The organism is Sphingobacterium sp. PCS056 (assembly GCF_023273895.1).
Lineage (GTDB): Bacteria > Bacteroidota > Bacteroidia > Sphingobacteriales > Sphingobacteriaceae > Sphingobacterium.
The window spans coordinates 4,450,873-4,469,909 of record NZ_CP096883.1 but is presented as its reverse complement, the minus strand read 5'-3'; the positions used below and the strand labels follow the sequence as shown (position 1 = coordinate 4,469,909).

18 protein-coding genes are annotated in these 19,037 nt (G+C 36.1%); 11 read left to right on the top strand and 7 right to left on the bottom strand.

Going from position 1 to position 19,037, the window contains the following annotated elements; all coding sequences use genetic code 11:
- Positions 1–9 precede the first annotated feature (9 nt).
- From MUB18_RS18725 to ubiE, 4 genes are read right to left on the bottom strand one after another with little or no spacing between them, the layout of a single operon-like run.
- Positions 10–456 (bottom strand): GNAT family N-acetyltransferase, encoded by a 447-nt coding sequence (locus MUB18_RS18725; RefSeq protein WP_248754216.1) that lies wholly within the window; start codon positions 454–456, stop codon positions 10–12.
- Between the two features lie 53 nt (positions 457–509).
- The gene (locus MUB18_RS18720) at positions 510–959 is read right to left on the bottom strand and encodes a GatB/YqeY domain-containing protein (RefSeq protein WP_045752836.1); all 450 of its coding nucleotides are present in this window, start codon (positions 957–959) and stop codon (positions 510–512) included.
- Positions 960–972: 13 nt separating this feature from the next.
- Positions 973–1,737: an SDR family NAD(P)-dependent oxidoreductase gene (locus MUB18_RS18715; RefSeq protein WP_045752835.1), complete on the bottom strand. Its 765-nt coding sequence runs from the start codon at positions 1,735–1,737 to the stop codon at positions 973–975.
- Between the two features lie 36 nt (positions 1,738–1,773).
- Positions 1,774–2,514, bottom strand: coding sequence for a bifunctional demethylmenaquinone methyltransferase/2-methoxy-6-polyprenyl-1,4-benzoquinol methylase UbiE (ubiE, locus tag MUB18_RS18710; protein WP_248754215.1), 741 nt, complete (start codon positions 2,512–2,514; stop codon positions 1,774–1,776).
- A 432-nt stretch (positions 2,515–2,946) separates the two neighbouring features.
- Between ubiE and dnaB the strand changes: the two genes are divergently transcribed.
- Positions 2,947–4,554 carry a replicative DNA helicase gene (gene dnaB, locus MUB18_RS18705; RefSeq protein WP_045752833.1) on the top strand — a complete coding sequence of 536 codons (1,608 nt, stop codon included), beginning with the start codon at positions 2,947–2,949 and terminating at the stop codon, positions 4,552–4,554.
- A gap of 1,193 nt (positions 4,555–5,747) precedes the next feature.
- Here the strand turns inward: dnaB and MUB18_RS18700 are convergent.
- Entirely contained in the window at positions 5,748–6,152 is a 405-nt protein-coding gene (locus tag MUB18_RS18700) for a hypothetical protein (RefSeq protein ID WP_248754214.1), read from the bottom strand.
- A 340-nt stretch (positions 6,153–6,492) separates the two neighbouring features.
- Between MUB18_RS18700 and dinB the strand changes: the two genes are divergently transcribed.
- The 6 genes from dinB (at position 6,493) to MUB18_RS18670 (ending at position 13,558) form a co-directional block, all read left to right on the top strand.
- Positions 6,493–7,593 (top strand): DNA polymerase IV, encoded by a 1,101-nt coding sequence (gene dinB, locus MUB18_RS18695; RefSeq protein WP_411028107.1) that lies wholly within the window; start codon positions 6,493–6,495, stop codon positions 7,591–7,593.
- 98 nt (positions 7,594–7,691) lie between these two features.
- Positions 7,692–9,821: a S9 family peptidase gene (locus MUB18_RS18690; RefSeq protein WP_248754213.1), complete on the top strand. Its 2,130-nt coding sequence runs from the start codon at positions 7,692–7,694 to the stop codon at positions 9,819–9,821.
- A gap of 154 nt (positions 9,822–9,975) precedes the next feature.
- Positions 9,976–10,764: a beta-carotene 15,15'-monooxygenase gene (locus MUB18_RS18685; RefSeq protein WP_248754212.1), complete on the top strand. Its 789-nt coding sequence runs from the start codon at positions 9,976–9,978 to the stop codon at positions 10,762–10,764.
- A 15-nt stretch (positions 10,765–10,779) separates the two neighbouring features.
- Entirely contained in the window at positions 10,780–11,934 is a 1,155-nt protein-coding gene (locus tag MUB18_RS18680; protein ID WP_248754211.1) for a 1-deoxy-D-xylulose-5-phosphate reductoisomerase, read from the top strand.
- A gap of 22 nt (positions 11,935–11,956) precedes the next feature.
- Positions 11,957–13,282: an RIP metalloprotease RseP gene (gene rseP, locus MUB18_RS18675; RefSeq protein ID WP_045752829.1), complete on the top strand. Its 1,326-nt coding sequence runs from the start codon at positions 11,957–11,959 to the stop codon at positions 13,280–13,282.
- Between the two features lie 72 nt (positions 13,283–13,354).
- On the top strand, positions 13,355–13,558 hold the full coding sequence (locus MUB18_RS18670; protein ID WP_038697238.1) for a YwbE family protein: 204 nt from the start codon (positions 13,355–13,357) through the stop codon (positions 13,556–13,558).
- 124 nt (positions 13,559–13,682) lie between these two features.
- On the opposite strand, the gene MUB18_RS18665 is transcribed toward MUB18_RS18670, so the two are convergent.
- Complete coding sequence (locus MUB18_RS18665) at positions 13,683–14,291, bottom strand: hypothetical protein (protein WP_045752828.1); 609 nt, start codon at positions 14,289–14,291, stop codon at positions 13,683–13,685.
- Between the two features lie 12 nt (positions 14,292–14,303).
- The gene (gene panB / locus MUB18_RS18660) at positions 14,304–15,119 is read right to left on the bottom strand and encodes a 3-methyl-2-oxobutanoate hydroxymethyltransferase (protein WP_045752827.1); all 816 of its coding nucleotides are present in this window, start codon (positions 15,117–15,119) and stop codon (positions 14,304–14,306) included.
- 127 nt (positions 15,120–15,246) lie between these two features.
- On the opposite strand from panB, the gene MUB18_RS18655 reads away from it, so the two are divergent.
- The 4 genes from MUB18_RS18655 to MUB18_RS18640 all read left to right on the top strand — a co-directional run bounded on the left by MUB18_RS18655 (position 15,247) and on the right by MUB18_RS18640 (position 19,005).
- The gene (locus tag MUB18_RS18655; protein WP_045752826.1) at positions 15,247–15,990 is read left to right on the top strand and encodes an RluA family pseudouridine synthase; all 744 of its coding nucleotides are present in this window, start codon (positions 15,247–15,249) and stop codon (positions 15,988–15,990) included.
- An 11-nt stretch (positions 15,991–16,001) separates the two neighbouring features.
- The gene (locus MUB18_RS18650; RefSeq protein ID WP_045752825.1) at positions 16,002–16,586 is read left to right on the top strand and encodes a TlpA family protein disulfide reductase; all 585 of its coding nucleotides are present in this window, start codon (positions 16,002–16,004) and stop codon (positions 16,584–16,586) included.
- A gap of 16 nt (positions 16,587–16,602) precedes the next feature.
- A complete protein-coding gene (gene pyrF, locus MUB18_RS18645; protein WP_248754210.1) occupies positions 16,603–17,439 on the top strand; it encodes an orotidine-5'-phosphate decarboxylase in 837 nt (278 codons plus the stop codon).
- A 297-nt stretch (positions 17,440–17,736) separates the two neighbouring features.
- Complete coding sequence (locus MUB18_RS18640; protein WP_248754209.1) at positions 17,737–19,005, top strand: tetratricopeptide repeat protein; 1,269 nt, start codon at positions 17,737–17,739, stop codon at positions 19,003–19,005.
- Positions 19,006–19,037: the final 32 nt, after the last annotated feature.

Genomic DNA, 19,037 nt, shown 5'->3' with positions numbered 1-19,037 from the left:
TAATTAAATTTAAGGTTTTATCATGTCAATATGAGGAATTCCATAATCTAAATATTCATCCGATACTTGCTCAAATCCAAAACTACCATAAAATTTTCTAAGGTAAGTCTGTGCCCCAATTTGAATCGCTGTCCTGCCATGCTTTTCATAGCTGTACGCGATCGATCGAGCGATCAGTAATTTGCCATAATTGTTGCCCCTAAAGGTAGGGTTGGTGACAATTCGACCGATTGACGGCTCTCGGTAAGAGAGGCCTGGAGGAACGAGTCTGGAATATACAACAACTTCATCATTGATCTCTGCCCAAAGATGGCTACATTGATAATCTTTATCATCTAATTCGGGATAAAAACATTGTTGCTCGTTGACAAAAACTTCTACTCGTAATTTGATAATGCGATATAATTCTGCTGTAGTTAATTCAGAGAAGGTCTTATGTTTCCAAAATAATTCCATAAAAAAAGAAGAGCTATATTGCTATAGCCCTTTTAATAATTAAGTATATTTAATTAAGCGAGTAAACTTTTTACAAGCTCAGATATTGTGCGTCCATCGGCTTTTCCTGCTAACTGTTGATTAGCGGCACCCATTACTTTACCCATATCTTTTACAGAAGATGCTCCAGTAGTACTGATGATATCTTTGATGATTTTTTCGACTTCTTCTCTGCTCAATTGTTTTGGTAAATAAGCTTCGATTACTTCTTGTTCCTCCACTTCAATAGCGTACAGATCTTCTCTGTTTTGATTTTTATAAATTTCAGCAGATTCTTTTCGTTGTTTAACTAATTTTTGAAGTACTTTTATTTCAGTCTCTTCTGTCAATTCCTCTGTGTGACCTTTTTCTGTTTTAGCTAATAATATTGCTGCTTTTACTGCTCTAAGGCCGCGCAATTTATTCGCATCTTTTGCGATCATTGCCGCTTTAATATCTTGATTTATTTTTTCTTCTAAAGTCATATTTTAATTGATTTTATGATTTTCTATTTACAATCGTTCCAGTTGCTTGGGCAGTTGGCATAATGATCAGGTCATTAATGTTGACATGCTTGGGTCTACTGATAACAAATGCTATGGTTTCGGCAATATCTTTTCCTGTCAATGCCTCGACTCCTGTATACACATTTTTTGCTCGTTCTTTGTCACCTTTAAAACGTACTTCTGAAAATTCAGTTTCTACCATGCCAGGATTAATGCCTGTTACTTTTATATCTTTCGAAAGAAGATCGATACGCATGGCTTGATTAAGGGCATCTACGGCATGCTTACTTGCACAGTAGACATTGCCGTTGGGATAAACTTCTTTGGCAGCAATCGAGCCTATATTGATAATATGTGCTCCTTCTTGATCTTGCAATAATGGAATGACGGTTTTTGTTACATACAATAATCCCTTGACATTGGTATCGATCATCCGGTCCCAATCGCCAATATCACCATCTTGAATAGGATCTAATCCTTGGCTTAACCCTGCATTATTGATGAGTACATTCAAATTTTTCCATTCGGCAGGTAAGCCTTCAATTTTTGATTTCACTTCATCGTAGTTGCGTACATCAAGTTCAAAGATATGAATAGCAATTTGAGGATATTGTGCTGTTAATTTATCTTTGATTTCTTCCAGATTTTGGAAACGACGTGCGCATAGTAGTAAGTTGTAACCTTCTTGCGCTAAAACCTCAGCACATGCTTTTCCGATTCCTGAACTTGCTCCTGTGATGAATACTGTTTTTGACATAGTATTGGTGTTAAAAATAAAACTAAACTGAGATTTTTATTTTGTAGCAATATAAATTGTACATACGCCAAAAGTCTGAGGACGAATTACGGTGTCTGAAAAACCTACTGCTCTAGTGATTTGAGCAAATTTTTCGCCATCAGGAAAACGAGCGACAGATTCTGGGAGATAGGAATAAGCACTTGAGTCTTTCGAAAATATTTTTCCGATCGTGGGTGTTATTCTCTTGAAGTAGAAATTGTATAATTGCTTGATTGGAAATTTTTTAGGATTAGAAAATTCCAAGATTACAGCTTTACCCCCTGGTTTCAATACACGACATATATCGGCCAATCCCTGCTCTAAATTTTCGAAATTTCGAACTCCAAAAGCGACTGTTACTGCGTCAAATGTGTTGTCTTCAAATTGCAGATGCTCAGAATCTCCTAACTGCACTTCAAATTGATTGGAGAGTCCTTTTTGCGTAATCTTTTGTTGTGCAACATCCAACATACCCTGAGAGATATCTACACCAATTATTTTTTTAGGATTTAATATCTTAATGGACTCCAATGCAAAATCTCCCGTTCCCGTAGCAACGTCAAGCATATATTGTGGAGCGATGGTTTTTAAAGCATTAATCGCTTTTTTACGCCAAATTATATCGATACCTAGGGACAAAAAATGGTTTAAAAAATCATAAGTTTTGGAGATGTTGTTAAACATATCTGCAACTTGTTGCTTTTTACCATCTTTCGCGTCTTTGTATGGTTTTAATGATGATGCTTCATTTGTCATAGTAGCAAAGATACAATATTCTGATTGAGCTTTAATATGATCGAAAAGGAAAAAATAAAAATTCAGAATTTTTGAGCTTAGCTTCCAATTTAAACCAAAATCGGAATAATCTTTTTAAAATTTCTTCCAATAAGCTTGTACGAATAGTGTGCGAAATAGCTTAACTTTGTTAACAGTGGTCAAAGTTGTTAACAACGTCTTAATGTATTGTAAATTAGATGCTATTTTTTGTTGTTAACATTTTTTTCCACATCAAATGTGGAAAAGTTAGGATGTAAAACGATGTTTATCAAAAGCTTTTAAGGTGATTGTTTTCACAACTATTTTAACTGTGTACAACTCTTAAAAAATCTCTACCTTATTTTTTATACATTTGCTATCCGCTATCAATTTTTTGGCGTACATGCACAAGTTTTTGGATATCACATAAAGATGAGTAACGATAATAATTTTGAAGATAATAATGCTGGAACTGGTAAGAAAACCAATTTCGGAGAGCGTAGGACTAAACTCAACAACTTAGTTAGCGGACTTGGCAAACTGCCGCCTCAAGCTTTGGATTTGGAGGAAGCTGTCCTAGGGGCTTTGATGTTGGAGAAAAATGCGCTAAGTGAGGTCATTGATATTCTTAAACCGGATTCTTTTTATAAAGATTCGCACCAGAAGATTTTCGAAGCTATTTTTAATCTCTTCCAAAAAACTTCGCCTATTGATTTGCTTACTGTGACCGCCGAACTTCGAAAGATGGGAGCTTTGGAAATGGTGGGTGGAGCATATTATATTACACAATTAACAGATCGCGTAGTTTCTGCTGCAAATATTGAATTTCATGCGCGTATTATCTCGCAAAAATATATTCAACGTGAACTGATTAAAGTTTCTACCGAAATTATCAATAGTTCATATGATGAAACGTCAGATATATTTGATTTATTAGACCATGCAGAGAAGAGTTTATTTGATATTGCTCAAAACAATTTAAGAAGAGATTCTCGTAAAATGGATGATATCATGCGTGAAGCGATCTCTAATTTGGAGTTGTTGCGTGATCGTACAGATGGATTGACTGGTGTGCCTTCGGGATTGACCGCCTTAGATCGTATGACTTCAGGTTGGCAACCATCAGATTTGGTCATTATCGCTGCTCGTCCTGCAATGGGAAAGACGGCCTTTGTATTATCTGTAGCACGTAATGCTGCGGTTGATCATCAAAAACCTGTCGTGGTGTTCTCGCTGGAGATGTCATCTGTGCAACTGGTGAATCGTTTGATCGCTGGTGAAACTGAGATCGAACAAGAAAAATTAAAGAAAGGTAATTTAGCTGATCATGAATGGCAACAATTGCATTCAAGGATTGGACGTTTGACTGAGGCTCCTTTAATCATCGATGATACTCCCGCATTAAACGTGTTTGAATTTAGAGCAAAATGTAGACGGTTGAAAGCGCAACATGATATTCAAATGGTGATCGTCGATTACTTACAACTTATGCATGGTAAGGCTGAGGGTAAAGGTGGTGGTAACCGTGAGCAAGAGATTGGTAGTATTTCAAGGGCGTTGAAATCTGTGGCTAAAGAATTGAATGTTCCGGTATTAGCTTTATCCCAATTAAGCCGTGCTGTAGAGTCTCGTCCGGGAAATTCAAAACGACCGATGCTTTCCGATTTACGTGAATCTGGATCTATTGAGCAGGATGCGGATATGGTATTGTTTTTATATCGTCCAGAATATTATGGTATGACAGAGGATGAAGAAGGCCGATCTACCGCTGGTGTGGGAGAGGTTATTATTGCGAAGCACCGTAATGGTGAGACGGGTATTGTACCGCTCCGCTTTATTGGTAAATACGTGAAGTTTGTGGATTTAGAAGATGAATTTACAGGGATGGGTGCTGCTGATGGATTTAATAATCCGACATCATTCAGTTCGCCAGCAATGAATCCGTCCGCCATGTTTAGTGGTGGTGATACCGGCGGTATGACAGGTGGTATCACGATGCCTTCGCGTATGAACGACATGCCTGATGATGCTCCTTTTTAGTAGTAGCATAGAAAAATAATTTGTCCAAAAGGGCTGTTTTCAATTCAATCTCCGTGCCGTTATAAGCGTACGCTACGATACTCTGTATAATCATTTGATTTTTAAAGGAACAAATGAGCTTATTGCCGCAGTCTTCGGTCTTACAACCTTTCGTTTACAAAGGGTTGTAACCGATTCCGAGATTTGCGAAATCTCACGATTACTTTTGTGAAAAAAAATTATAATAAATAATCATCTTGTTGCAGGATATCGGCGATGTTGCTAGACTGCCACAGTCACCATATCCGGGCTGTCAGTCTCATGTGGTGGCCGTACTCTTTTTTTGTGAGTATGTTGGTCCCTGCTCCTGAGCGAGCGGTGGGATATTTCAGAAATCAAAAACCTATATTTTTTCGTATATTATTCTTACCCTAATTTATATTGTCAATGTATCCTTGGATATATCTTTGACCGAAGACTTGACTATTTTAATGGAATATAAATTGGTAAGATAAAAATTCTCCGTTTTTTAATATTACATCTTCAGTGTGTATTTAAGTTTTTGATTACTTGTGGACATGTTATTGTAAGAACGATGAGGATAAATTAACCTGATGGATATGATGATTCGGTTTTTTTGACTCGGACTCTGTGTTTCAATATTACCCGTTCGTTCATGTGGCAAGTTTATGCTCATCTATCGCTTGAGCAGATGGAGCATTTCTTTTTAAATCTTTAAAAAACATTGTTCAAGCTAAATAAAGCCAGTTTTTATTCTTGTTAGCTTGTGACTAAGTATAGCTGGTGTCTATGGGTAATTTGAGTTTGATTCAGATGAAATGTAGGTTATAATCTGATCATATACACCGTAAATCCGTGTTGCGTCCGTGTTGAGTCCGTGTTCAGTCCGAGTTTATGGTGTTTTCACCATGATATCACTATTTTTGGTCCATACATATAGATATAAGATATATTGAAGTTGCTCCCTACTCGTATCGCAGTATTCTGCAGTAGATGATAGAGAAAAGACCGGATATCTTTACCTTCGCGTAAACCAGATTTTTTATGAAAATTTTTCTGTGGTATACTCAGGAGGATCAAAGTACCTTTGTTCAAAGTATATGTGATGATACTGGGAGCGTGTTGAAATATATAGGGGTATTACTAAAAAGCTATCTCATGCGCTGGTCAGAAGCGTAGGAGACAGCTTTTTCTTATTTCATGTTAATGACTTTATCGACAACATAGACCGTATTTCCTCTCCAAGGCAATACGCCATGATATTCCTTGTAGTGTAAATCGAAAAACTTACCACTATTTGTTTCGAGTTGCTTAAATATAGCTTCATCTTGAATGGAGAATTCAAATTGATTGCTGGCTACACCGCCTGCTTTCATCTGTCCGAAACCCTCTTGTATCAGCTTGCCTTCGTAGGTTTTAAACACATTTCCCTTTTTTACAGCGAAGTTTAAATAGCCTGATTTAACTCCTTCGCCAAAAACGAAAAAGTATTTATAGTATGTAATACTTGCTCCAAGGGTTAAAATGACTAGGATGGCGATTATTATGAATTTTTTGAAACCACCTTTCTTTTGTTGCGTATCTATTGAATTAGTCATATTTGAGTTTAATTTTAGTATAAACTTAGGTAAATTTGTTTGGATGGGCAATATCATTATGTGGATATCTATCCAAAATTAATCTTTTTTCTATTCTTTGTGATTGCTATTTGAAATGTCTAAACGGCCATTTCTTATTATGCTGGTGGATCGATCTACTTTCCAATTTTTAATACGACTATTTCACCTGTTTTTTAGCTGTAGCGGAGCTTACTCAGAAAAAAATTACAATAACCATAAGTATAAATAGGATGTTTTTTGAGTTTGTTTATGGATTTTAAAATTTCAATAAAGGAGCATCTCTATATATTATTCTATAAATTTGTATAATTAGAAATTGATGATGGAGACAATAACAGATAAAAAGAGAAAAATTATTCATCTGGATATGGATGCTTTTTTTGCTTCTGTCGATCAACGTGATTTTGAAGATTTAAGGGGTAAGCCAATCGCTGTCGGTGGATCTCCTGACGGTCGTGGGGTAGTTGCTGCAGCGAGTTATGAGGCTCGAAAATATGGGGTTAAATCTGCCATGTCTTCTATACAGGCGCTCAAATTATGTCCTCATATTATATTTACCAAACCTAGATTTGATGTTTATAAGCAGGTGTCAGATCACATTCGCACTATTTTTAATCGTTATACAGATTTGGTGGAGCCACTATCTTTGGACGAAGCATTTTTGGATGTTTCTGATGATAAACAGCAGATCGGATCAGCTTTGGAAATAGCGAGGCGAATCAAACGAGAAATAAAGTCTGAGCTTAACCTTACTGTATCGGCTGGTGTATCTGTTAATAAGTTTATTGCTAAAATAGCTTCAGATATGAACAAGCCCGATGGGCTGACTTTTATAGGTCCTTCAAAAATATTGTCATTTATGGAGGAGCTTCCTGTTGAAAAGTTTTTTGGTGTTGGAAAGGTGACTGCTAATAAAATGCGCTCGTTGGGAATTTTTAAAGGTATGGATCTTAAGAAGCAGTCCCATGCTGATTTGATTCGTTGGTTTGGAAAATCGGGTGATTTTTTCTATCAGATTGTGAGGGGAATTGACGATCGTGCTGTTGTTCCTAATCGTATTCGTAAATCTATTGGTATTGAAGATACTTTTTCGCATGATATTGAACAATTGGAGGAGCTTAAATCTATTTTACATGATCTGAGCACCCGTCTTTATGGTCGTCTTGAAAAAGGGGACAAACGGGGGAGAACCTTAACGTTGAAAGTGAAATATGCTGACTTCACGGTATTGACTCGAAGCATTTCAATCTTACAAATATTTTCTAATCAAGAAGATATGTATCAAGTTGCACTTGCTTTGCTCCTTAAGTTGGAGCTTGATAAAAAGGTTCGATTGATGGGGATTTCGATTTCAAATTTTCAAGATGAAAAAATCGAACGTTTTGAGGGCTATCAATTATCGCTGTTTGAGGATATGTAAATTTTACTTGTCTATTCAGCTTGTTACAACTTAAATTTCTTGTAAATAGGGTCAATTTCCTATCTTAGTGGTCAAACTTAGATAATCTTCATATTTAAATGAGTAAATTAATTACCGCGCTGAGTCTTACGGCTTTTATTCTCGTATCAGAATCTTCAGTTCAAGCGCAACAAAAACGATTGGATTTTGATCAATCTTGGGGAAATCGAAATTCATTAACACAAAGTATCAATGGCTATCCAGGTTGGGCAAATAATACGGCTTATTTGGAGCGGGATGCGCAGGATGGCAAAGTGTATCAAGTGGATTTAAAAAGCGGTAAACGTGAATTGCATGTTGTGCCGGCTAAATCTTCTGTGAAAGTGTACATTTCAAAAAATGATATTTTTATTCAGGACGGTAATCAAGCTGCAAAGCAATTGACAAGCTCTCCGGATATTGCTGAGCAAAATCCAACCCTTTCACCAGATGGTAAGCTGGTCGCATTTACACGAAAAAGCGATTTGTATGCTATTGATTTAGTGTCGGGGAAAGAAATTCGCTATACGAATGATGGGACTGATGTTATTTATAATGGTTGGTCATCTTGGGTATATTATGAGGAAATATTAGGTAGATCGACCAATTATAAGGCTTTTTGGTGGTCTCCAGACAGTAAGAAACTAGCCTTTATGCGCTTTGACGATACTAAAGTGCCGATGTTTCCAATTTATGTGTCCAAAGGTCAGCATGGGTATCTAGAAGAGACGCGCTATCCAAAAGCTGGTGATCCCAATCCTGAAGTGAAAGTCGGAATTGTGAATGCTACTGGTGGTGAAGTGATATGGTCTGATTTTAATGAGAAAGATGATCAATATTTTGGTCAACCGTATTGGAGTTTTGATAGTAAAAATATTATGGTCCAATGGATGAATCGTGACCAGAATAATTTGAAATTTTATCAAGTAGATCCTAATTCTGGCGCCAAGAAAGAAATTTACGATGAAAAACAGTCTTCATGGATTAATTTGGATCATGATGAGCGGATTACTTATTTGGAAGATAATAAGCATTATATCTTAAAATCGGATAAAACGGGCTGGGCACATTATTACTTATATACTTTAGGTGGTAAACTATTAAACCCGATTACAGCAGGTGATTGGCAGGTGACTTCATTGGAATATATCGATGAAAAAGCAAAAGTGGTTTATTTTATGGCTCGTAAAGAAAACTCTGCTCGATATGATTTATACCGTGTTGATTTTTCGGGTAAAAACATGAAGCGTTTAACATTTGGTGACTATTCTCATGATGTGAAGATTTCTCCTGATGGACGCTATTTTATTACGAATTACTCGAATGTAAGTACTCCAAACAGGATTGCTTTGGTGGATAATAAAGGTCAGATCGTGAAAGAGCTTGCCGATAGTAAATCTTCTGATTTTAATTCTTATAAATTTGGTGCGACTAAGTACTTCACGATCAAGTCTGATGATGGTCAGTATGATTTACCGGTAGTGGTTACTTATCCGACTGATTTTGATGAGACAAAAGAGTATCCTGTTATTTTTAGTATCTATGGAGGTCCTGATGCAGGTACAGTGAAGGATACATGGAAAGGAACACGAAGCCAATATTGGGCTAATGAAGGTATTATTCAGGTTTCTGCAGATCACCGTGCTTCTGGACAGTTTGGAAAGAAGGGGGTGGCCTTGATGCACCGAAACTTAGGCCATTGGGAAATAATCGATTATTCTACCATTGCAAAGTGGTTTAAAGCAAAGCCTTATGTGGCTAAGCATAAATTTTTAATAACGGGACATAGTTATGGTGGTTATATGACCTGTTTGGCATTAACCAAGGCCGCGGACGTTTTTGATTTTGGTATTGCAGGAGCCCCAGTTACTTCATGGGAGCTGTATGATACGCACTATACTGAAAGATGGATGGATACCCCTCAAGATAATCCTGAAGGTTATAAAAAGGGATCGGTATTGACTTATACCGACAACTACAAAGGTGTTTTACGCATCATGCATGGAGACATGGATGACAATGTTCATTTGCAAAATACGACACAACTGGTAGATGCCTTAACGGATCGTTCGGTACCGTTTGAGTTGATGATCTACCCAGGTAGTCGCCATGGTTTTGAAAGATCAAAAAATGCTTATGATTTTAAAGAACGTGTTCGTTTTTACTATCAATATTTATTGGAAAAACCAGTTCCAAAAGACTTCAAATAGAGCGGTACTGATAAGAAAAGCCTTCTCAAATATTATTTTGAGAAGGCTTTTTTGATTTGGAGTTCTTTATCTTTAAAAAAAGATGAAATATTGATGTGTTAAATTGTTGATAACCAAAAATTATTTCATCTTTGTGTAATTTATTTTTATTTCGATGATTCAGTTTCTCAAGGAGAGCACTTTTGCTGTTAATGAAGTTTTAAGCAAGTCAATTCACATACTTAAGGGGCATTATTTCTCTATAGGAGGATTGCTGTTGTCTATTTTTTTATTGTTTGTCGTTGCGCATGAATTGACATTTTATTTAGAGATGTCAAGTATTCTTATCAAGATTCCTTTAATGTTATTATTTGCTGTTACTTTATTAGGTCTGCAGCTGTTTCTTTTTAAGTATATTTTGAATTTATTGGATCATAAGGAACATGTAGGGGTTGTCAAAACTTGGCCTTCTTGGTCAGAATTATTTATCTTTTTAGGTGGTATCGTGTTGTTTACGTTAGCTTCTTTATTGATTCTTGTCGTTGCCATGATTGTTTGTTTTCCACTTATCTATATGGGGATTGATACTGAGGTCGTTTCTTTTGAGATTGTACCTAATGTCGCTGCGATCTTATCATTCTTTATTTTGCTTCGAATTTCTTTTTTCCCCTTTTTTATCATTGATAAAGGAACTAATGTAACTAAGTCATTGCGTTGGAGCTTGGCGATTACAAAAGGAAATGTTGTTCGTCTATTTTTAATTTTGTTGAGTTTGACTTTTGTAAGTGTACTGAATATTTATTGGGTGTATATGGAGTATTCGATTATGGCGATCATATTTAGTTTGATAAATTCCTTTTTGATTATTCCACTAACATCGGTTGTGTATACTGTTGCGTACCGAGATATGGTTCAGGAATATAAAGGAAGTGAAGATCCTAGTATCTTAAGTAATATATTTTAATAAAAAAAATTGATTTTGAATAAAAAAGGAATAGCTGTTTTAGGTTCAACGGGTAGTATAGGTACACAAACCTTAGATGTGGTGCGGGCTTTTCCTGATCGTTTTGAAGTAGTTGTATTGACTTGTGGTTCTAATGCTCATTTATTAGTGGCGCAGGCGCTTGAATTTCTACCTCAGGCTGTAGTGATTATTGATGAAACACAGTTCGAATTTGTTAAAGCAAAATTAGGTCATACTGCTATCGCTGTTTACTCGGGTGTGCAAGCTTTGGAGGACGTTGTACAGATTGAACAGATCGATGTTGTTTTGAATGCTATTGTTGGTGCGGCAGGTCTAAGACCTACCATTAAAGCAATAGAAAATGGTAAAGATATAGCACTTGCAAATAAAGAGACTTTAGTGGTTGCCGGAGAGCTGGTGATGGGTTTAGCCTTAAAACATCAGGTGAAGATGCTGCCGGTTGATTCGGAGCATTCGGCGATCTTTCAATGCTTGGTGGGAGAGGACGCTAATCCGATTGAAAAGATCTATATCACGGCTTCTGGTGGTCCGTTTAGAGGGAAAGACCGGTCTTTGTTGGCCTCAGTAACTAAGGAGCATGCCTTAAAACATCCAAATTGGGTGATGGGCGCTAAGATCACTATTGATTCGGCTTCTTTAATGAATAAAGGCTTGGAGGTCATAGAAGCAAAATGGCTTTTTGATTTGGAAGTTGATCAGGTTGATGTCATTGTACATCCACAGTCTATTGTGCATTCTCTTGTTCAGTTTCAAGATGGGTCGATAAAAGCGCAGCTCGGGGTACCAGATATGAAATTGCCGATACAATATGCATTGTCTTATCCACTTCGTTTGGAAAATAATTTTGAACGTTTTAACTTTCTGGACTATCCGCAATTGACTTTTGAAAAACCTGATTTACATACCTTCCGAAATTTGGCATTGGCTTATGATTCATTGCGAAAGGGCGGTAATCGTTCTTGTGTGTTAAATGCAGCTAATGAAATCGTCGTGGATGCATTTTTAAAGGATAAGATCAGTTTCTTGGGCATGAGCGATGTGATCGAGACGGTATTGGAAAAAGTAAATTATCTTGCGAGACCAAGTCTAGATGACTATATTGAGTGCGATTATGCTGCGAGGAGAATCGCAGAAGAAATAATCAATTAAGTAAAATTATAGAAGGAGATACATGGGTGTTTTAATTATGGTGGCACAAGTCATTTTAGGCTTGTCAATTTTAATCGTATTGCATGAGTTGGGCCATTTTTTAGCGGCTCGAGCTTTTGGAATCAAAGTAGAGAAGTTTTATTTGTTTTTTGATGCATGGGGTGTCAAATTATTCAAATTCAAATATAAAGACTGTGAGTATGGTATAGGTTGGTTGCCTTTGGGAGGATATGTCAAGATCGCAGGTATGATCGATGAGTCCATGGATACTGAACAATTAAAAGGTGAACCTGAGGAATGGGAATTTCGTTCAAAACCAGCTTGGCAACGCTTGATCGTCATGTTGGGCGGTATTATAGTGAATGTAGTTGTGGGTGTTGTAGTTTTTTGGATGTTGACATTCAAAATGGGAACCACGGATATTAAAAACGATCAACTGGTGAATGGGATTGTTCCGGGGGAAATTGGTAAATCAATCGGCTTACAGGCGGGAGACCGTATCATGGCTATTGATGGTGTTAAAATTGTAAATTATTCGGATTTAATCAGTTCTAAGCTATTAATGGGTGGTGTTGATCTTACGGTTGAGCGTGCAGGTGTTCATACTAAAATTCACGTCCCTGCTGATATTTTAAATACTATTGCTGATAAAAAGGATGAGAAATTTATCGAACCTCGTACGAAAATGACAGCTGTTGCTGGTATTCAACCGGGTTCTGAAGCTGTAAAAATGGGCTTGATTAAAGGTGATAGTATCATCGCAGTTGATCAAACTCCAATTTTGTTTTTTGACCAGTTTAAAGATCAGCTGAATAGTAAAATTGGTAAACCAATTGAATTGAAAATCGTACGTAATGGTCAAGAACAAGCTTTAAAAGGCGTAGTTCCAAAGGATGCCATTTTAGGTTTTAATGTCAATCGTGATCAAACGATTAAAACGTTTACCATTCATTATAGTTTGATGGAATCTTTGCCAATGGGTGCAAAGAAAGCATTTACGGTGATTACCGATAATGCAAAAGGATTTGGTAAAATATTTAAAGGTGAGATTCGTGCTGATAAGGCGCTTTCAGGTCCTGTAGGAATCGCACAGTTATTTGGTACTGAAGTGGATTGGGTGCGTTTTTGGTCACTGGTAGGTATGCTGTCAATGGCTCTGGCATTTATGAATTTATTACCTATTCCAGCTTTAGATGGTGGTCATGTTGTTTTCTTATTAATAGAAATGATACAAGGAAAACCATTAAGTGAGAAATTCTTGGAAAAAGCACAAATGGTTGGATTTTTTATCCTACTCGCTTTGATGGTGTTTATTTTCGGTAATGATATTTTTAAATTATTTAAATAGCATATCATAAACTTAATGAGACAAGGTCTTACTTCATTTGTAAGACCTTGTTTATTTTTTGATATTTGTATTATGGATGGAAAAACAAGAGCAACGATTAAGCCAGGTATGTTGGTTAATATTATCTTGAAAAAAGATCAACGTTCGGGAGAGCTTACAGAAGGTATCGTAAAAGATTTATTAACTTCAGCCCCGTATCATCATAGAGGAATTAAAGTCCGTTTGATGGACGGTCAGATCGGTCGTGTGGCTGAGATTATTGAAGATGACTTTTAACGGTATTGTTCTGGTATAAAAGAGGCTTCTATCTGAGTGGATAGAAGCCTTTTTTATACCTAATCTCAGCGATTTATTGCTGTCTTATTTTTATTCTATTCTGCAGCATATGTAAATCGTTGAATTAAATGATCGGGAATATCTTTTTCTGTAGATCGATCTTATAATTGCTTTTTAATGAACTGAAAAAGTCCTGATTGCTCGGATTATTTTGATATACGAGATAAGGAATTTCAATAATTTCTTCCTTGGTTTTGATTCTAAAATATCCAAACAATAATCCTTTTGTATTTTGAATTGACTCGATCTGTTGAACAGCTTGGACATCGCTAAGCAAATTAAAGCGATAGGTCTTCTCTGTAAGAGATTCAATCATAACATCTGCTGTTTGTTTATTGTACCAAATGACCTGACTTGTTGTCTTCTTTAAATGATTTTTAAATAGAAATAAGTAGCCCATCATATAGATTGAGATCGGCAGCAAGAACAGCAGTAGCTTGACTTTGATGATCAATGCAAGCATGATAATTAGTAAGATGGCGCCAATGCCTACATTTTTCATCACTTTTTGAGATGTGTCGGCAATGATGACTTTGGAAGTATCGATTTTTTGATAACCATTTTTTACAATAATAGCTGGACTATTACTTGCAGTAAATGATGCGGACAACTTTTTACTGATGTAGTATAATAAAAATAATATAAGTCCGGCTATTAAAATAATTTTGGTCATGACAGCTATCGGTTAATATTGTTCGTTTTGATTGGGATAATCGACTGATTTGACATCAGCAACATACTGTCCTACAGCTCCAGTTATTTCTTGATAAAGCTGTGCATACTGTCTTAAGAATTTAGGTTTAAACCCATCTGTCAGCCCAAGCATATCATTGACGACTAATACCTGTCCGTCACATTGATTTCCCGCGCCAATACCTATTGTTGGGATGTGCAGCGAAGCACTTACTTCTGCGGCTAATGCAGCAGGTATTTTTTCGAGTACAATTGCAAAGCAACCCGCTTCTTGTAGTGCTAGTGCATCTGCTTTTAGTTTTTCAGCTTCATGTTCTTCTTTAGCGCGAACACCAAAATTTCCAAATTTATTGATTGCTTGTGGAGTTAGTCCCAAATGACCACAGACAGGAATTCCTGCATTTATAATTTTTTTAATGTTGTCAATGATTTCTAGACCGCCTTCTAACTTCAGGGCATGTGCTCCAGATTCTTTCATTACACGTACTGCCGATAAATACGCTTGTTCAACACTACCTTGATATACGCCAAATGGAAGATCGACTAAAACCATGGCTCTGTTTGTACCACGTACCACAGATGCTGCATGGTAGATCATGTGATCTAAAGTAATGGGAAGCGTTGTTTCGTAACCCGCAAAAACGTTTGCCGCTGAATCTCCTACTAAAATGATGTCGATTCCGCCTTGGTCTAGTGCCCTAGCCATAGTGAAATCATAACCGGTTAACATGGCAATTTTTTCATTGCGCTGCTTCATCTCCTGTACTTGTACTGTTGTAATACGTTTTACTTCTTTATTTACAGACATTACTGATTTATTTTAATTTAATCAAAATTAGAGAAATTCGTTGAATTAAGGTCATTAATTATTGATATTAAAATGATAGTTTAGTAATTAGGGGACTTAATTGCTTTGATTTTACTATTTTTGTGCCATGAGAGAAAACGAAACTCGCTTATTTAAATTTCCGAAATTTTCCGATCTTATTGTTTTTGAAGATGATAATTTAATTGTTATCAACAAACCACCGTTTATCGCTTCCTTGGACGAACGCGAAGGGGGGGAGATCAATATTTTACGCTTAGCAAAAAAATATTTTGCTGATGCTCAAATTTGTCACCGATTGGACAAGGAAACTTCGGGATTATTACTTATTGCTAAAAATCCAGAGACTTACCGTGCCGTCTCTATTGAATTTGAAAGACGTCGTGTCAATAAAGTATATCATGCCATTATCGCGGGAACACATACGTTTACAGATTTGAAGGTTGAATTACCAATTTTGAATCAAGGAAGTAAAAATGTATCTATAGATCGTGCTAAGGGAAAAGCTGCAACTACAATTTTTAATTCTATTCGTTATTTTAATCATTATACTTTAGTAGAGTGTAAGCCAATCACTGGTCGTATGCATCAAATTCGTATACACTTAGCGACCCAAAAAGCTGCTATTGTTGGTGATGATATGTACCATGGAAAGCCTGTTTATTTATCACAGGTTAAAAAACGAGGATTTTCATTGTCTAAAAATGAAGAGGAGCAACCGATTATGAAACGCTTTGCATTGCATTCGCGATATGTTGATTTTACGATTGATGGAAAGAGGTTTGAATTTGAGGCACCTTATCCAAAAGATTTCGCCACATTGCTTAAGCAATTAGAAAAATTTGATTCCTAAGTATATCATTCATGAATCCAAAAACTAAAAAAATAGTATTCAATTCGATCTTTGTTGTGGTCATTCTTTTATTGCTTTGGCCTACAAGTCGTGCATATTTTCAACAGGGATTGATGCGTATCGGTTTATTTAAGCCTTCTTTGGAAAAACCTAAGGAATCAGATTCGCAGGCTTTTATCGCTACGGATCACAATATTTCTTTTAAGAATGATCAGGGAGAAGTTGTTCAAATGGATGATCTTAGAGGTAAAGTGGTTTTTATCAACTTTTGGGCTACATGGTGCCCGCCTTGTATCGCTGAGATGCCATCTATTGCGACTTTATATGAGCGATTAAAAGATAATAAGGATGTTGTATTCCTTATCGTGGAGATTGAGGGGGAGTCTGAAAAGGCGAATACTTTTATGAAGGGTAAACAATTGAATTTGCCGGTTTACTATCCAAATTCTGCAATTCCAAAAGAATGGTTAGGGGGTTCTATTCCGACCACATTGATCATCAATAAGAACGGTGAAATTGAAACTAAACATGAAGGTTTAGCAGATTATTCTCGTAAAGAAGTATCTGATTTTATAATCGAATTAACAAAAAAATAAGTACAGAATAACAAGTATGACAAGAGCAGAACTTATTCAACAGATCAAAATAAAAAAATCATTTCTTTGCGTTGGTTTAGATACAGATATTACTAAAATACCTGAACATCTTTTAGCAGAAGAGGATCCAATTTACGCGTTTAATAGAGCTATCATTGATGCTACAGCAGATTTATGTGTTGCTTATAAGCCTAATATTGCCTTTTACGAGAGCTATGGAATAAAAGGATGGCAATCTTTGCAGAAAACTTGGGCAGCACTTCCTAAAGATTGCCTAAGCATAGCGGATGCGAAGCGAGGTGATATTGGAAATACGTCGAAAATGTATGCGCAAGCGTTTTTTGATGAAAAACAATCGGGTTTGGGGTTTGACTCGATCACTATTGCACCCTACATGGGAAAAGATTCTGTTACTCCATTTTTAGATTTTGATGGAAAATGGGCGATTGTGCTTGCCTTAACATCTAATGAAGGAAGTTTGGATTTTCAGAATTTTCAAAATATTTCGGGATTGCAGTTGTTTGAACAGGTTATTGATAAGGTAAATACATGGGGAACGATTGAGAATCTGATGTATGTCGTTGGGGCAACGCGAGGAGAAGGATTTATCACAATTCGTGAGCATGCACCTGATCATTTCTTATTGGTTCCTGGTGTTGGCGCGCAAGGGGGATCATTGCAAGATGTATGTCAATATGGAATGAATAAGGATTGTGGACTTTTGGTCAATAGTACCCGCGGTATTATCTATGCTTCAAAGGGTCTTGATTTTGCAGAAAAGGCAAGAGAAGAAGCGCTTAAATTGCAGCAAGAAATGGAATTGGAGTTGATTAAAGCTGGAATTATCAGCTAGTTTGATATAAACTATAAGATTAAAAAGCTTCATATCGAAAGATATGAAGCTTTTTTTGTTAAATATTTTATAATTTGAGAAATGGAGATACTAAAAAATGAGGAAACATTTTACTTTATTTGGGGTTTATATATGGATTAGGTCAAGATGAGAAAAGCATATTTGCTGACTTATTTCTTTTTTGAAGAAAAATTAAAATATCGATCAGCGGGTCAACTTCATCTGGCGACAACAAGAATCTAAGTGAACAAACTTAATTTTACTATTGTAAATTATCTTTAAAGAATATTATAACTGATGAAAGGAATTAATGTACTGCTTTTGATAGGTCTAATGAGCATATGGCATGTTAGTGTTGCGCAGGAGAAAGAAGGTGCTGCTGTGCAGGTAAAACAAGTTGAGGATGTGGCTTTGGAAACAACGGGTTCTTCTCGTGATGACTCGTATCAAGTTGCATGGGATCTTTATAAGGCTGGCAAATATGAAGAAGCTTTAAAACGGATCAATAAGCTTATTGATCAAGATCAAACAATCAGTGCTTATTATGAAGTGAAATGCTACATCTTAATTGGATTGAAAAGGAATGCTGATATTATTGCTACAGCTACTACAGGAATAGCATTGGATCCTGAAAATCATACTTTTTATGATATTCGTGGTAATACGTATTATTTTGATTTGAAGCCAGAATTGGCGAGATCGGATTATCAGCGCGTGCTTCAGTTGGAGAAAAATAACGCGCGATATTACAATAACTATTTGAAGCTATTGAATGAGATGCGTAAAGATGATGAACTCATAAATGTATTTACACTTTTTGAAAATAATCTGAAAAATGGGGAAGAGATGGCTGAACCACAATTTGTAGCTGATGTTTATTTTTATGGTGCTTTAGCATTGCAACGGCAAAAAAATAATTTAAGAGCTATTGAACTTCTGGATAAAGCAATTGAAAACTCTCCTAAAGCAGCTATGTATTATAATAATAGAGGTTTGATTTTTCAAGATATGGATAAGCTATTACAAGCAAAGAAAGATTTGGATCGAGCTATTGAGTTGGATATCAATAATCCAGTCTATTATGAGAATAGATATTCAGTTTTATTTGATTTGAAGAAATATCAGGACGCTCAAAATGATTTATTAAAAGTGATTAGTTTGGGTAATTCTGATTTGGATATCTATGCTGGATTGGCATTGACTTACGATGTGCTAAATAATTATGCAAAAGCAGCTGAATATTATGACTTGGTGTTGCAAAAAAGTCCAAAACAAAGAATGATACTGGGTAACTATGCTTATGCTTTATTTGAGCTCAATCAAATTCCAAAGTCAATTGAAATGTTTGAACGTGCGCATGCGCTGGACCCTTCTGAAATAGATGTATTAGTTGGATTAGTTGTGTTATATCATCTTGACGGTAAGGATGCTAAATCGGAGGAAGTGATAACAGCGATTAAAATGAAAACTACTTACTCAGCAACGAAAAATTTATTGGATATTCTTGAGAAAGGAGATTACAGATTTACATCGAAATTTAAATCTGTATGGGGGAAACTGTTTTAAATATGAAAGTATCTATCGGCGTATGGTTTTAA